The sequence below is a fragment of the Candidatus Pyrohabitans sp. genome, from assembly GCF_054014795.1.
Genome location: NZ_JBPMGE010000089.1, coordinates 1 through 13438, shown reverse-complemented (window position 1 = coordinate 13438; position 13438 = coordinate 1). Strand labels below are relative to the sequence as shown.

Below are 13438 nucleotides of genomic sequence, written 5' to 3'. Positions count from 1 at the left end.
GTTGTCTCGATCTACACGCGTGTCGTTGGAGAGAGGACAGGGCTGAAATACTGGAAATATCTCAAAATTGGTCTCTTTGTGCACACAGGGGCGAGCTTCTATGTGCTCGCGATGTCGCTGTTCTCCTGGGGAAGCCTCGATAGCAAGTCCCGGCTGCTGGTAATGGCATTTGTTGCCCTTCTCTTCGCCTTCTACATGTTCTACACACTGGACCTTCGCTCCATAGCAAAAAACCTCAACATCAAGATAAAATACGACCAGCTCACCTTCTCAAGGTACCTTCTGAGCTACATCTCTGCTTTCTTCATAATATTCTTCGGGATTGGCTTCACCTACGGCAAAGCTCTGCCGTTAATCGGCGTCCTCAACATTGAGAACTATCCCCTAATCATCACCTTCATAGTGGTCTTTCTCATCTCCTACATAGGATACCTCAGCACCACGCACAGGGGCTTCGAGGAGCTGATGGAGAAGAACATATGGACCAATCTGAGTTACCTCAGCGGCTTCGCAGCCTTCGTGGTCGTTTACCTCTTCTACAAATCTGTAACAGAGGTGGACATGTTTCCCCTCCACGGTAGCTTCTTCCTGGCCTACTTTGCGGTGCTCGTGATAGAGATATACGCCATAAACACCCTTAAAATAAGGCATCTCTCAGAGGAGACGAGCACCGTTGAAGAGCTCCTGAACCACCATGCCAGCTTCTGGATTCGTGTAGACGCGCTGCAGGAAATCCTGGAGAGGGTGAAGAAGAGGTTCGTCGAGGACCATCCAGAAGTAGAGGAGGTAGAATTCGACGACACAACGAGAACCTTCTGGTTCCCTGAAATGGATGAAAAGCTAAAGGATGCCCTCGCCACGGCCATCCTCCTCGATATGTATTCCAGTGAAGACAGCAAGAAATTCTCAATCAAAAGGCAAAATAAGGAGGAAATTCTGGCAGACATAGAAAAAATACTCGGGATTAATGTCCTGAGCCTGCCACCCGACCTGAGAGGCAGTTTCGACACAAGAAAATACTACCCAACAGTACTCAGGGATACCCTGAAAGCTGTTTCTGAGAAAATCTCTGCATTCGTACCAGAAAAAGAAAACAGAAGGATAATCTCAAAGCTGGCCAAGATAAGCGAATTCTTCAGAAGCCTGAGCAACGGAAGCTCGCCTCCCCCAATGGATGAAAAAGAATTCAGCCGCAATCTGAAGCTCTATCTGGACTCCCTGGAAGAAAGCTTCCCCTTCGAGTATTCGCTCTTCAAGACTGCCATAACCAAAACCATAAATGAAAAACTCTCATCCTACGGGATAAAAAGCGAGGAGGCGCTGAATATTGTGCCAACAGGCATAGAAGCCTTTGATGAGCTCGTGGGAGGTGGAATGGCAAAGAACTCCTCCACCCTTCTGCTCAGTGAAGAAACAAGGGCAAAATCCATATTCATTAAATCCTTCATACTAAAGGGATTAAAGAACGGAGATAAGGTGATATACTTCACATCCAATGTGCCCTATGACGAAATCAAAGACTTTATCATAAAAGAATTATCCCGGAAAAGCCTGAAAAATCTGATGTTTCTGGATATACATCACACCCTGAACACAAAACACACGCCAACGCAGCTTCTGGAAGAGGAGGGGAGGACCATTGTACCTCTGAGCCTTACACTTATTCAGCACGCAATAGTAAAGAGCATAAAGTCCCTGCCAAAGGCTGCCCACAAGCGCATAATTATCGACATATTCTCTGACCTGAGCACCTACTACAAGTGGGAAGAGATGGAGGAGATACTCACAAGACACCTCGAAGGCTACAAGAGGTGGAACTGCACCCCTCTGATTGTGCTTAACCCCGATATTATTCCCAGAAAAGAAATAGAGGACATAAAGAAGTCTGTTAGCAATTCTCTGATACTGAAGAGCTCCGGCAGGGAAGTGAAGATAACAATTGAGAAGTTATACGGAGGACTGCCAAGGGAGAGGTCAGTTATCATAAAATACTGACAAACCAGTGCTTTAATCGCTTTAAGCCAAATTTCAGATAGATGGGAAAAATCAAAATTCTGTTAAAGAATTATTTAAAAAAACATCCTTGTAATACCTGATTTTAAATGGAAATTATTATATATCGCCGATGGGTAAATTTTCAAATGAGGTGGGAAAATATGGTTCCCTTAGTTGCAATATATGCCCTGATTGGAGGTGGCCTTAAGTATATAGACGATGCCTTTGATGAAGGCCTGCACAGCAGGAGAGTTGCTTCAGCGCTGGCTGTGATTCTCGTTGTACTGTGGATAGCCCTCTCTGTATCCGACGCATACTCTGCAACCCTACTCACAGCGGTGCTGCTGGGTGTTCTCCTCTCAGGCAAAATAGACAACAGAATCTTCACGGCAAGCACTACATTAATTATCCTTGCCATAATACTCTTTGCCGGAGAAAACATTCTCCTTCTGCCTTTGGCGATACTCACAATCTTTGGCATTATAGATGAGAAGGGCAATGACTATGTGGACACTCACAGAGCGCCCAAGAGCGTTGAGTTCTTCTTTGCCCACAGGTTTGCGCTCAAGCTGGCACTGCTCGCAATATGCGCTGCCTCCTTAATGCCCTTTACATACTTTGTGGCCTTCCTCTTCTTCGACGCCGCCTACGATGCCGTTGGTTACCTTGGCAAACTTGAACTGCACAGAGTGGAGATAAAGCGTCTGCCTCCTGCGCTGAGAAGTCTTTACAGGATAATTGTATTTGGATAAAAAAAGGCAATGGGATATGCCCTGGCTTAAGAGTGACAGGAGAATTTACTCCGAAGAGGGTATCTTCGGTGCAGTTTTAATCGACAGTGAGCTCACCATCAGAGGTACTTTGAGGGACGGCAGAGCCCTGCTCGACAGCAGTATATCTGAATTTTTTTACCATTTTGCTCTGTATTTTGGAGAAGAAGAAAAAGGAATGTTAAAAGATGCGATGGCTCTTGAAAAGGAGATGGTGCTGGAAATTATGTCCTCACCGGAGCCTATCAATCTTCTAATAATACCCATAAAATGCCACGATGAAAAATACTGGCTCCTGATCCTGAAGAGGAGGGACGTAACGCTTGAAGAACTGGAAGAAATAAAGCACAACATCCTTGCCAACATAACCCACGAGCTTTTAACACCCGTAACAATCGCAAAGGCTTCCCTAGAAATCTTTGGCCCGAAGGTGGAGGAAGATGAGATACTCTCCACCGCAATGAATGCGATCGTAAGACTGGAAAAATTGCTCAGAGACCTGGTTAGAGTGGGGCCCAAAAGGGTGGCTGAAGTAAAGATTGAGACGCTGCGCATCCAGGAAGTGATTGAAAGTGCTCTCAGAATAATGAAGTCGGATGCAGATAGCAGTAAAATAACAATTGAGACCAGCATCGAGGAGACGCTACCTGAGGTGAAGGGAGACAGAGATGCCCTTGTACACCTCCTGGTTGTGCTCCTGACCAATGCCATAAAATTCTCTCCCGAAGGCGGGACGGTGAGGGTTTATGCGGTTTGGCGCCCCCCGGAGCGCTCCCTGGGGAGAGGCATGATAGAGGTATGTGTGGAAGACGCCGGGATAGGAATCCCTCCCGAAGAGCAGGACAGGGTTTTTGACCTCTTTTATCAGATAGACCGCAGCCCCAGCAGGAGATATGGAGGGATGGGACTCGGGCTCTATCTGGCAAAAAACATAGTACTCAGCCACAATGGCAGGATATGGGTGGAGAGCGAGCCGGGCAAGGGGGCAAGATTCTACTTTACCATCCCCACCAGCACAGGAATAGTGGAGAGGAGGCTGTAGACTTTTTTATGGATATGCTGGCAAACAGAAATCTGAAGTCAGCCACAAGAGCGGCGCACGGCGGCGATGTGTGGAAGTATTCCACCGGCGTTGTAGATTTCAGCGCAAATGTGAATCCCCTCGGCCCCAGCAGGAAGGTGGTTGAGGCGATTATCAGAGCAATAGACGAGATTGCAAGCTATCCTCCGACTGGCGAAAGGCTGCGCTCTGAACTCGGGGCAAAGCACGGGGTTAACCCCGGGCAGGTGGTGCTCGGGAATGGCTCCTCTGAGCTTATAAAGACCTTCTGTGAGGTGTTTCTGGGTCAGGGCGATATCGCGGTTATTCCACAGCCCACCTTTGCAGAGTATGAGTACTTCTCGGCGCTCTACGGCGCCCGGGTGAGGGAGGTGCCCTCCGCCGCAGGGAGTGATGCTATCCTCTCAGGCATGCGCGGCGCTAAGGCGGTGTTCCTGTGCAACCCCAACAACCCCACAGGCAAAGCACTTGCGCTTAAAGAGATAGAGACCCTGGCACAGGAAGCGCTGAAGGCTTCGTGCATGGTATTTGTTGACGAGGCATATGTAGAATTCTCAAAGCTTGAAAGTGCCTCGCAGCTGCTTGAGAGCTTCCCAAACCTGGTTGTTCTCTGCTCCATGACAAAATTTTACTCAATGCCGGGGCTGAGGTTGGGTTATGCCATAGCCTCGCCGGAGGTGGCGCACTACCTCAGCCTGGCCCTGCCGCCGTGGAATGTGAACACCCTGGCACAGAGGGCGGCACTCGCTGCGCTGAGGGATGAGGAGTTCGTCAGGAAGAGCAGAGAGTATCTTGCTGAGGAGAAGGAGCACCTCTTCTCAGGGCTTCGCCGCCTGCCCCTGGTGGAGGTCTATCCAAGCGAGGCCAACTTCTTCCTGATAAACATAAAAGAAACAGGAATGAAATCTCCGGAGATGAAGGCAAGGCTCACGGAAAAGGGCCTGCTCATCCGGGACTGCTCCAGCTTCAGGCACCTGGGCGAGGAGCACATCCGAGTGTGCATCAGGAAGCGCGAGGAAAATATTCGCCTGCTTGCTGCCATGGAGGAGCTGCTCAATGACTGAGCTTAAGGGAAGCAACACCTCATGCGAGTACTACCCCTGCCACTTCGAGGGGCAGGACTGCACCTTCTGCTACTGCCCCTTCTACCCCTGTGAAGATACCTCAACCGGGGGCAGGTGGGTGATAAGCAGGCGCACCTCCCGCCGGGTCTGGAGCTGCAAGCGCTGCCACTGGATTCACCGCCCCGATGCAGCCCTCAGGGTGAGCGAGGAGCTGGAGAAGCTGGGAAAGCACTCTAAAAAAGCACTCCAGCAGGCAAGACTGCGGGCCATGCAGCAGGACGAGGCGAAGACGCTCATGATTCAGGGTACCTCCTCCTTTGCCGGGAAGAGCTTCCTTGTAATGGCGCTGTGCAGGGTCTTTGCAAGGCGGGGCATACGCGTTGCGCCATTTAAGGCGCAGAACACCTCCCTCAACTCTTACGTAACCCCTAATGGAGAGGAGATTGCCAGGGCTCAGGCACTCCAAGCTTTTGCGGCAAGGGTGGAGCCAGAAGTGGAGATGAACCCCATCCTTGTAAAGCCAATGGGTGAGAGCAGGGCGCAGGTGGTGCTCTCCGGAAAGCCGTACAAAAACCTGGAGGCGATGAGCTACTACAGCGAGTTTGCCCTTGACGAGGGTATAAACGCCGTAAGGGAGGCACTTGAGAGGCTCAAGAGCAGGTATGAGCTCATAATAATAGAGGGCGCTGGCTCGCCGGCTGAGATAAACCTGTACCACCAGGACATAGCCAACATGCGCGTCGCCGAGCTCGCAGATGCGCCCGTAATCCTGGTGGCGGACATAGACAGGGGCGGGGTCTTCGCAAGCATATACGGAACCCTGATGCTCCTCCCGGAGCACTGGAGAGGCCGCGTGAAGGGGGTTGTGATAAACAAGTTCAGGGGAGATATGGAGATTCTAAGGCCGGGGCTGAGGGAGATAGAGGAGCTTACCGGCGTGCGCGTGCTTGGGGTGCTCCCCTACATCGACAACCTCCATCTGCCGGAGGAGGACTCCATGGGCCTGGAGAAGGTCCACCACGCTAAAGGTGCAGTGCAGGTCTGTGTAATTCGCTTTCCCAGGATAGCAAACTTCACAGACTTTGATGCCCTTCGCTACGAGCGGGGCGTGGTGGTGCGCTTCATCACCTCGCCGGGGGAGCTGCACGACTGCGATGCCGTTATAATCCCTGGCACAAAGAACACCATCTCCGACCTGGAATGGCTCAAGAGGCGAGGTTTTGCCGAGGCCATTAGAGAGCTTTACGGACGCGTGCCCATCTTCGGGATATGCGGCGGGTATCAGATGCTGGGGGAGAAGGTTGTAGACGAAGCGGGCGTGGAGAACTTTGAGGCAGGTGAGTACAGCGCACTGGGGCTGTTGAAGATGAGCACCCGCTTTAAGGGGCTGGAAAAGCGCACCATCCGCATAGAGGGCAGGGCAAGGGAGTCGCTAACAGGGAGTGAGGTGGAGGTGAGGGGCTATGAGATTCACATGGGAGAGTCCACCCATGCCCATGTGCCACTGCTGAGATTCAACTCCCGTGGCGAGGGCGCCTTCGACGCCGGGAAGAGGGTGATGGGCACCTACATCCACGGAATCTTCGATGCCCCTGACTTCAGGGGAGCATTTCTCAAGTACATCTCGTCGTTTAAAGGGAGGAAAGCCGAGACGGAAGGCAGAGACCTGGAAGAGCTCTGGGACAAGGCCATCGACTGCGCTGCGGACGTGGTGGAGCAGAGCATGGATATGCGCCATCTGGAGGCGCTGGTCTTCGGAAGGAGGTAAGATGCCCTTCGAGGCTGCGCTGGCCCTGATTGGGGCTGTGCTGATAGACCGTATCTTCGGCGAACCCCGCGAAAGAATGCATCCCACCGTATACATGGGCAGGGTCATAGCTCTGCTCGGCTCGCGCCTGCCCCAGGGCTTTGCCGGTGGCATGCTCCTCCTTTTACTTGTGACACTGGGTTTTTCTCTGCCCGCCTTTCTTCTGCTCGCCCTCATCCCCTGGGCTGGGATGAAACTCCTAATGGCAGCGGTTATTCTCAAGCTCTGCATGAGCTGGCGAGGCCTGGCTGACTACACGCTGCCGGTGAAGCGCGCCCTTGAAGGTGGAAACCTGACTGAGGCGAGGGCGCTTCTCCCATACATAGTGAGCAGGGACCCGAGCAGGCTGGGTAGAGAGGAGATAAGCTCTGCCTGCGTGGAGAGCATCGCCGAGAACAGCGTGGATGCGGTGGCTGCACCCCTGCTCTACTTTACCATCTTCTCCTTCTTCAGCCTCGAGCTGGGCGTGGCAGCGGCGCTGGCATACCGCGCTGTCAACACCCTGGACGCCATGGTGGGCTACCCCGGATATGGCGCCTTTGGCGCACCCTCCGCAAAGCTGGACGACCTCCTCAACTTTCCAGTGGCACGCCTGTTTGCGATTTTTCTCCTCCTCTCCACCCTTTTAATCCGCGCCAGCCTTAGGGGTGCGCTTGAAACCCTGCGCAGCGACAGGAGGAAGCCGGCCAGTCCCAATGCGGGTATACCCATGAGCACAGTCGCCGGCGCACTTGAGATTCGCCTCACAAAACCGGGGCATTACTCCCTGGGCAGCTTTGAAAGCGAGGCCTCTGCCAGGGATATAAAACGTGCGCTCAAGATTGTTGACGTGGCGCTGCTCATATATGCTGTGAGCATGCTGCTGGTACTGCTTATCCCAGGGCGGTGATGTGATTGCTCGTGGAAGAGATTGAGAGGTTTGCAAGGAAGAAGGGCGCTGAGCTCGTGGGTTTTACCTGCTCACAGCAGGCGCTCAGCTACCTCCGCCTCCCCTGGGCGAGAAGCGCAATAATTCTTGGCCTGTCTATCCGCCACCCTCTCCTCGCTACTGGAGTGCGCTACCCAACCTGGGAGGAGCCCAGGCAGTTTATAGATGTCATAATGGACGCTATCGCACTGAGCATGGAGGAGTTCCTTGAAGCTCGCGGCTACCGGGCGAGCGCTGTGGGGGCAAGCAACAGGAGCATAGACCTCCGCCCACTCGTTATTGCCTCCGGACTTGGTGTCGAGGGCAAGAACCACCTGATAATAACTCCTGAATTCGGACCCAGAGTGAGGTTCTGTGCCGTTGCTACAGACGCAGAGCTGGAAGCAAAGCAGAGACGCATCACCAATCTCTGCAGAGGATGCAGCATATGCTGCGAAGCCTGTCCCTCAGGTGCACTGAACGGAGACTTCAACATCGAGGCGTGCAGCAGCTACAACCGCAGGCTGGAGGAGGACTCGGGGCTGCTCATAAAGAAATGCACCCTCTGCACAGACGTGTGTCCTGTGGGGAGGAAACAGTAATGGGCTGTATTAACATACTCACAGAGGTGGGCATAACCAAGCAGGAGCTCATCTCAACCTGCCTTGAGCTGTTTGTCCCCCATCCAGGGGTTGAAAGCAGAGAGCAGGCGGAGCGTGTGCTGAGCGGAATTTTTGATGCTGTGCTAGAGGATGCGAATGTTTGCGCCCTGCTGGAGGCTGCCTTTGCCCTCGAGGATAAGGCTGAGAGGGGCGAACTCTACGGCATCTCCAGCGAAGCATATAGCAGCGATGCGGTGTTTATAGTTGCTGATGAGATTATAGGAATGGCAATCGCAGAGTACATCGCCGGCACCAGGGCGAGATTCGAGTATGTTCGCTTTGACCGGGCCAAGCCGGGCTTGCTCTCATCCCTCGGCCCATTTGTCGACGATGCCATCGCCGGCCTGATTGCCGGGGCCTCAACGCTGATGTATTCCACAGGAGCCCATTCAAATTTGTTTCAATAAATCAGAATTTCGGTAAATAATTTTTATGTATAAGGAGGCACCTGTTTGAATCTGAGAGACGCCAGCATAGGAACAAAACTGATTCTTGCGATAACAGTGGTAATTATTGGAATCTCCTCCGCCAGCAGCATAATAATCTACACCTATCAAAAGCGCAGCCTGGATGACCAGATTCTTGAGCGTTCCCGCACAATTTCAGAGCTTCTTATTCAGATTGAGGACCACAAGCTTATTTCCCGCGTGGCTGCGGAATTTACAGAGGTTACGGGTTACAGGCTGAGGCAGACTTCTCTTAGGCCCATAAACCCCGCAAATGCTCCGGATGAGTTTGAGAAGCGCGTCATGGAGATGTTCCAGCAGACAAATATGACAGAGTACTATGGTGTTGTAGCCGGTAAAGACGGAGCCCGCTACTTCAGGTATATGCGGGCACTCCAGACAAAAGAGGGATGCACATCCTGCCATCCGGTTTACAATGTAGGCGAGCTAAGGGGAAGCGTAAGTGTCGTCGCACCCTACGAGGACATCGCAGCGGCCACAAAGAGAAACCTCTTCTATATACTCGCCACCACCCAGCTTCTCACCCTCTCAATAATAGGTGTGCTCTACTATCTCAGCAGAAGGATTGTCTCCGCCCCTCTGAAGGAGCTGATAAAGGAGGTTGAGGGGAGTGCAAAGGAGATACAGAGGGGCGAGGAAGTGAAGGACATACCCGTGAAATCTCATGACGAAATAGGCATGCTCGCAACGTCATTCAACAACCTCAGAAAATCCCTTAGTGAGAGCTTCAAGCGTAAAAATGATGCGATAGAGAGCTTTGTTTATTCAATCAGCCATGACCTGAAGGCGCCGCTGCGCAGCATAGAAGGCTTTTCCACCGCCCTGCAGGAGGATTATGGGGATAAACTTGAAGGCGAAGCCAAGCACTACCTTGACAGGGTAATTGCCAGTGCGCGAAAGATGGGAGTGCTTATAGACGAACTCCTTGAGTACTCCAGAATAGGAAGGATAAACCTGGCGAGAGGCGAGGTGAACATAGCCGAGGTGGTGGCCCTGGCAATAGAGGACAACATATATGAGATAAACAAAAAGAATGCAAAGATAAAGATACCCGAGAACCTTCCTGTGATAAGGGGCGCTGAGAAGCAGAGAATTTATCAGGTCTTCACCAACCTCATCTCAAATGCCCTGAAGTACAATGACAAGGAAGTGCCAGAGATAGAGGTAGGTTATCGCGATGAGGGCGACCACTACCTGTTCTATGTCAAGGACAACGGCATAGGATTTGACACCCGCTACCATGACAAGATATTCGAGATATTCCAGCGCCTGCATCGTGAAGACGAGTACGAGGGCACCGGAGTGGGGCTTGCCATGGTTAAGAAGATCATCGAGACCCATGGGGGCAGGATATGGGCAGAGGCAAAACCCGGAGAAGGTGCAACCTTCTATTTCACCCTTCCCAAGGAGGCGAATAGATGAATATGGTCAGGGCAATAGACATACTGCTTGTGGAAGACAGTCAGGACGACATCGAACTTACGCTGAGGGCCTTTAAAAAGAACGGTCTTGGAAACCGGGTCCACGTCGCTAGAGATGGAGCAGAGGCCCTTGAATTTCTGAAGCGCGTGGAGAAGCATGAGGCTCCGCAACCAGGACTTATCCTTCTTGACCTGAAGCTCCCAAAGGCGGACGGCATCGAGGTACTGAGGTATATAAAATCGAGGGAGGTCTTGAGGAGAATCCCCGTGGTTATGCTCACCACCTCCAAGAATGACAGAGATATAAAAACCTGCTATGACCTGGGGGCTAACAGCTATATAGTAAAACCAATAAGTTTTAAAGACTTTATGGAGACAATAAAGAATATCCAGCTGTACTGGATAGTTACCAATCAGCTACCGGTCGTGGGGTAGATGGTAAAGGTTCTGTATATAGAGGACAACGAGGACGATATACTCCTCGTTAATATGGCAATAAGGGGATATGGAGAGGTAGTTGGGGCAAAAAGCTGGGATGAAGCCAGGCGGCTGCTTGAAGGCAACGGCTTTGATATAGTACTTCTGGACTACAATCTGAGCGGAGAAGACGGGCTGGAGGTGCTGGGTGAGATCTCCAGGCGTTACCACCTGCCAGTGATAATGGTCACGGGGCGGGGAGATGAGGAGACCGCCACCAGGGCGATGAAGCTCGGGGCGGCGGACTACATAGTCAAGTCTGTAGCGAGTTTTTCAAAGATAAGAAAGGTGATAGAAGATGCCCTCGAGAAGCATCACCTTGAGGAGGAAAAGCGCAGGCTGGAGGAGGAAATACGGGAGGCGTACGCGGAGCTTGAGAAGAGCAACAAGTTCAAGGACCTTCTGATAGACATCCTGCACCACGACCTGATGAATCCTGCCGGCTTGGCGATGAGCTTTGTGGAACTCATTGAGACCTCCTGTGAGGACGAGGAGGTCATTGAGTACCTCGAGATAGTGAAGAGGAATCTCGACAAGATAATCTGCCTCATAGAGGATGTTAAAGAGCTGTCAAAACTTGAGAACATTAAAACGCTGGAGAAGGGGGAGGTATCCCTCGTAGAGCTCTGGGACAGGGTTCTGGATGAGTACTCAGCCTTTCTTGCAGGACGAGAGGTGAAGTCTATCAGAGAGTCGGAGGGACGCACTGCGGGCAGCGAGATTTTAAAGGAGGTTTTCTCAAATCTGCTTTCCAATGCTATAAAATATTCGCCTGAAGAAAGCCCAATAACCATAAGGGTCTGGGATGAAGGTGGATACTCCCTCACGAGCATCGCAGACCTGGGCGAGGGTATAGCTGATGAGCACAAGCAGAGCATCTTCAACAGGTTTGCCAGATTTGACAAGGCGGGGGTGAAGGGCACAGGAATAGGTCTTGCGATAGTCAAGCGTATAGTAGAGCTCCACAACGGCGAGGTATGGGTGGAGGACAACTCACCCAGAGGAAGCATATTCTTTGTAAAGCTGCCAAAGAAGGGGCAGACTTAAATACGCCCTCGCGAAGTACATTTCATGAATCCCTTCAGTGAGCTCAGGAAGTGTCTGGGCTTTCTCACTGTTCTGCCTGTGGGCATGGGCTTTAAAGGCTATGAAGAGGTGGCGAGGGCGGCGTGGCTTTTTCCTGTGGCAGGCGGTATTGTTGCACTCGTCGCAAGTGCCGCTGCCTTTGCATCCCTTTTCTTTCTCCCCCGCGATATCGCCGCCGGCATAGCCCTTCTCGTGCTGCTGCTTCTGACAGGTTTTCATCATCTCGACGGCCTGCTCGACTTTGCAGACGCCGCAATGGTGCGCGGGGACAGGGGGGCAAGGCTGAAGGCGATGCACGACCTCAACCATGGGGTCGCGGCTTTTGGGGCGGGCTTCTTTGTCCTGCTTCTAACCTACCTCGCTGTATATGAGGCGGAGGGTATTCTCCCCAGCCTGGTGGTGGGTGAAGCTTCTGCGAAGTTTGCAATGGTGCTCGCTGCCTACTCGGCGAGGCAGAGCAGTCACCAGGGCATGGGCTCAGCATTTGTGAATGTGCTTCGGGGCAACCACAGGTTGATGCTGCTCACCCTCATCGTATATACGCCCTTCCTGCTTCTCGCCTGGGAGAGCGCGCCGATTGTTCTCCTCTCAGTTGCTGTGACAGCGCTGCTAATTGTCAACACCTCTTACAGACTCTTCGGCGGAGTCTCCGGCGATGTGTTCGGGGCGGTGAATGAGCTGAGTCGCCTTGTAGCGATGCTGGTGCTGGTGTGATGGACGCACTTATTATGGCCGGCGGCAGGGGCACGAGGCTCGGGCTGGATGTGGAGAAGCCCCTGCTGGAGTTTGGGGGTAAGCCCCTGGTAGAGCATGTGCTCACCGCCTTGCGCGGAGCGAAGGACATAGAGCGCATTTACGCTACCGTCACAGAGCACACAACGCGAACAGCACAGCTTCTGAAGCGGGAGGGTGTTGAGGTTGTGCTCACCCCGGGCGAGGGCTATGTGGCTGACCTGCGCCAGGCCGTCGAAGCGCTGGAGCTTGGAGTTGCCCTCACTGTAGCCTCCGACCTCCCGCTGCTGAGGGTGCAGGAGGTGGAGGAGGTGGTTGCAGAGTACATGCGCAGAGGTTCGCCTGCGCTTTCGGTGATGGCTCCCCTCTCACTGCTGCGCCGCTATGGCCTAACGCCTACGCTGGTGACTCGCAACCTTGTGCCCACAGGGATAAATGTAATCAACGCACGGCGCCTCGAGGGCCGGGAAGAGGTTTATATAACTGAAAATATCAGATTAGCTGTAAATGTTAACAGCATGGAAGACTTAAGAAAAGCCGATGAAATAAGGAGGATTTTGAATGCCAGTAAGCAGTGAACTCCTTGAAATCCTCGCGTGTCCCATGTGTAAGGGCGAGGTCGAGTATCGCAGCGGTGAAGAGTTTCTGCTCTGCGAGAGCTGCGATATGCGCTATTACGCCAGCGCCTGCAAGCTTGAGAAGTGCAAGAAGTGCGATGGCGAGCTCAAGCCCATTAAGGGCGAGGTGCTGCTCTGCAGAGCCTGCGGAAGATGGTACCCGATAATTGACGACATCCCCCACATGCTGCCGGACGAACTGCGCGAGGACCTGTGTTAGAGGGCCTGTAGGCTAGCGGATAGACTGCGGGGCTTCGGACCCCGCGGCCCGGGTTCAATTCCCGGCAGGCCCATCTCTCTTTTTAGTCGAAAATTTCAACTTTAAAAATGTGGAAAACTTTGAAGTTCTTTCCAATAACGAAAAGTTACTAAA

Annotated in this window: 14 protein-coding genes and 1 tRNA gene; all 15 read left to right on the top strand. The window is 52.6% G+C overall.

Annotation, left to right across the window (positions count from 1 at the left end):
* A partial coding sequence (locus ACXJJW_RS09535; protein ID WP_456475514.1) for an RAD55 family ATPase occupies positions 1–1995 on the top strand: 1995 nt, incomplete at its 5' end.
* A 161-nt stretch (positions 1996–2156) separates the two neighbouring features.
* A complete protein-coding gene (locus ACXJJW_RS09530) occupies positions 2157–2747 on the top strand; it encodes a hypothetical protein (RefSeq protein ID WP_456475513.1) in 591 nt (196 codons plus the stop codon).
* A gap of 16 nt (positions 2748–2763) precedes the next feature.
* Positions 2764–3807, top strand: coding sequence for a sensor histidine kinase (locus ACXJJW_RS09525; RefSeq protein ID WP_456475512.1), 1044 nt, complete (start codon positions 2764–2766; stop codon positions 3805–3807).
* An 8-nt stretch (positions 3808–3815) separates the two neighbouring features.
* Positions 3816–4889 carry a threonine-phosphate decarboxylase CobD gene (gene cobD / locus ACXJJW_RS09520; protein WP_456475511.1) on the top strand — a complete coding sequence of 358 codons (1074 nt, stop codon included), beginning with the start codon at positions 3816–3818 and terminating at the stop codon, positions 4887–4889.
* Positions 4882–6657 carry a cobyric acid synthase gene (locus tag ACXJJW_RS09515; RefSeq protein ID WP_456475510.1) on the top strand — a complete coding sequence of 592 codons (1776 nt, stop codon included), beginning with the start codon at positions 4882–4884 and terminating at the stop codon, positions 6655–6657. The genes cobD and ACXJJW_RS09515 overlap by 8 nt, the downstream gene beginning before the upstream one ends.
* Position 6658: 1 nt before the next feature.
* Positions 6659–7585 (top strand): adenosylcobinamide-phosphate synthase CbiB, encoded by a 927-nt coding sequence (gene cbiB / locus ACXJJW_RS09510; RefSeq protein WP_456475509.1) that lies wholly within the window; start codon positions 6659–6661, stop codon positions 7583–7585.
* Positions 7586–7590: 5 nt separating this feature from the next.
* Positions 7591–8205 carry a hypothetical protein gene (locus tag ACXJJW_RS09505; RefSeq protein WP_456475508.1) on the top strand — a complete coding sequence of 205 codons (615 nt, stop codon included), beginning with the start codon at positions 7591–7593 and terminating at the stop codon, positions 8203–8205.
* Entirely contained in the window at positions 8205–8672 is a 468-nt protein-coding gene (locus ACXJJW_RS09500) for a phosphatidylglycerophosphatase A (protein ID WP_456475507.1), read from the top strand. The genes ACXJJW_RS09505 and ACXJJW_RS09500 overlap by 1 nt, the downstream gene beginning before the upstream one ends.
* 45 nt (positions 8673–8717) lie before the next feature.
* On the top strand, positions 8718–10154 hold the full coding sequence (locus ACXJJW_RS09495) for a sensor histidine kinase (RefSeq protein WP_456475506.1): 1437 nt from the start codon (positions 8718–8720) through the stop codon (positions 10152–10154).
* Positions 10151–10588 (top strand): response regulator, encoded by a 438-nt coding sequence (locus ACXJJW_RS09490; protein ID WP_456475505.1) that lies wholly within the window; start codon positions 10151–10153, stop codon positions 10586–10588. Before ACXJJW_RS09495 ends, ACXJJW_RS09490 begins: the two co-directional genes overlap by 4 nt.
* Positions 10589–11677: a sensor histidine kinase gene (locus ACXJJW_RS09485; protein WP_456475504.1), complete on the top strand. Its 1089-nt coding sequence runs from the start codon at positions 10589–10591 to the stop codon at positions 11675–11677.
* Between the two features lie 24 nt (positions 11678–11701).
* Positions 11702–12430 carry an adenosylcobinamide-GDP ribazoletransferase gene (gene cobS / locus ACXJJW_RS09480; RefSeq protein WP_456475503.1) on the top strand — a complete coding sequence of 243 codons (729 nt, stop codon included), beginning with the start codon at positions 11702–11704 and terminating at the stop codon, positions 12428–12430.
* A complete protein-coding gene (locus tag ACXJJW_RS09475) occupies positions 12430–13026 on the top strand; it encodes an NTP transferase domain-containing protein (protein ID WP_456475502.1) in 597 nt (198 codons plus the stop codon). The genes cobS and ACXJJW_RS09475 overlap by 1 nt, the downstream gene beginning before the upstream one ends.
* Positions 13010–13285 carry a Trm112 family protein gene (locus ACXJJW_RS09470; RefSeq protein WP_456475501.1) on the top strand — a complete coding sequence of 92 codons (276 nt, stop codon included), beginning with the start codon at positions 13010–13012 and terminating at the stop codon, positions 13283–13285. Before ACXJJW_RS09475 ends, ACXJJW_RS09470 begins: the two co-directional genes overlap by 17 nt.
* A gap of 1 nt (position 13286) precedes the next feature.
* Positions 13287–13358: transfer RNA gene (locus ACXJJW_RS09465), tRNA-Arg, on the top strand.
* The last annotated feature ends 80 nt before the right edge of the window (positions 13359–13438 follow it).

Bases quoted from the DNA above. Each gene is read 5' to 3' on its own strand.
- ACXJJW_RS09490 (WP_456475505.1), top strand. From the start codon at position 10,151: ATGAATATGGTCAGGGCAATAGACATACTGCTTGTGGAAGACAGTCAG.
- cobD (WP_456475511.1), top strand. From the start codon at position 3,816: ATGGATATGCTGGCAAACAGAAATCTGAAGTCAGCCACAAGAGCGGCG.
- ACXJJW_RS09475 (WP_456475502.1), top strand. From the start codon at position 12,430: ATGGACGCACTTATTATGGCCGGCGGCAGGGGCACGAGGCTCGGGCTG.
- ACXJJW_RS09530 (WP_456475513.1), top strand. From the start codon at position 2,157: ATGGTTCCCTTAGTTGCAATATATGCCCTGATTGGAGGTGGCCTTAAG.
- cbiB (WP_456475509.1), top strand. From the start codon at position 6,659: ATGCCCTTCGAGGCTGCGCTGGCCCTGATTGGGGCTGTGCTGATAGAC.
- ACXJJW_RS09525 (WP_456475512.1), top strand. From the start codon at position 2,764: ATGCCCTGGCTTAAGAGTGACAGGAGAATTTACTCCGAAGAGGGTATC.
- ACXJJW_RS09485 (WP_456475504.1), top strand. From the start codon at position 10,589: ATGGTAAAGGTTCTGTATATAGAGGACAACGAGGACGATATACTCCTC.
- ACXJJW_RS09470 (WP_456475501.1), top strand. From the start codon at position 13,010: ATGCCAGTAAGCAGTGAACTCCTTGAAATCCTCGCGTGTCCCATGTGT.
- ACXJJW_RS09515 (WP_456475510.1), top strand. From the start codon at position 4,882: ATGACTGAGCTTAAGGGAAGCAACACCTCATGCGAGTACTACCCCTGC.
- ACXJJW_RS09500 (WP_456475507.1), top strand. From the start codon at position 8,205: ATGGGCTGTATTAACATACTCACAGAGGTGGGCATAACCAAGCAGGAG.
- cobS (WP_456475503.1), top strand. From the start codon at position 11,702: ATGAATCCCTTCAGTGAGCTCAGGAAGTGTCTGGGCTTTCTCACTGTT.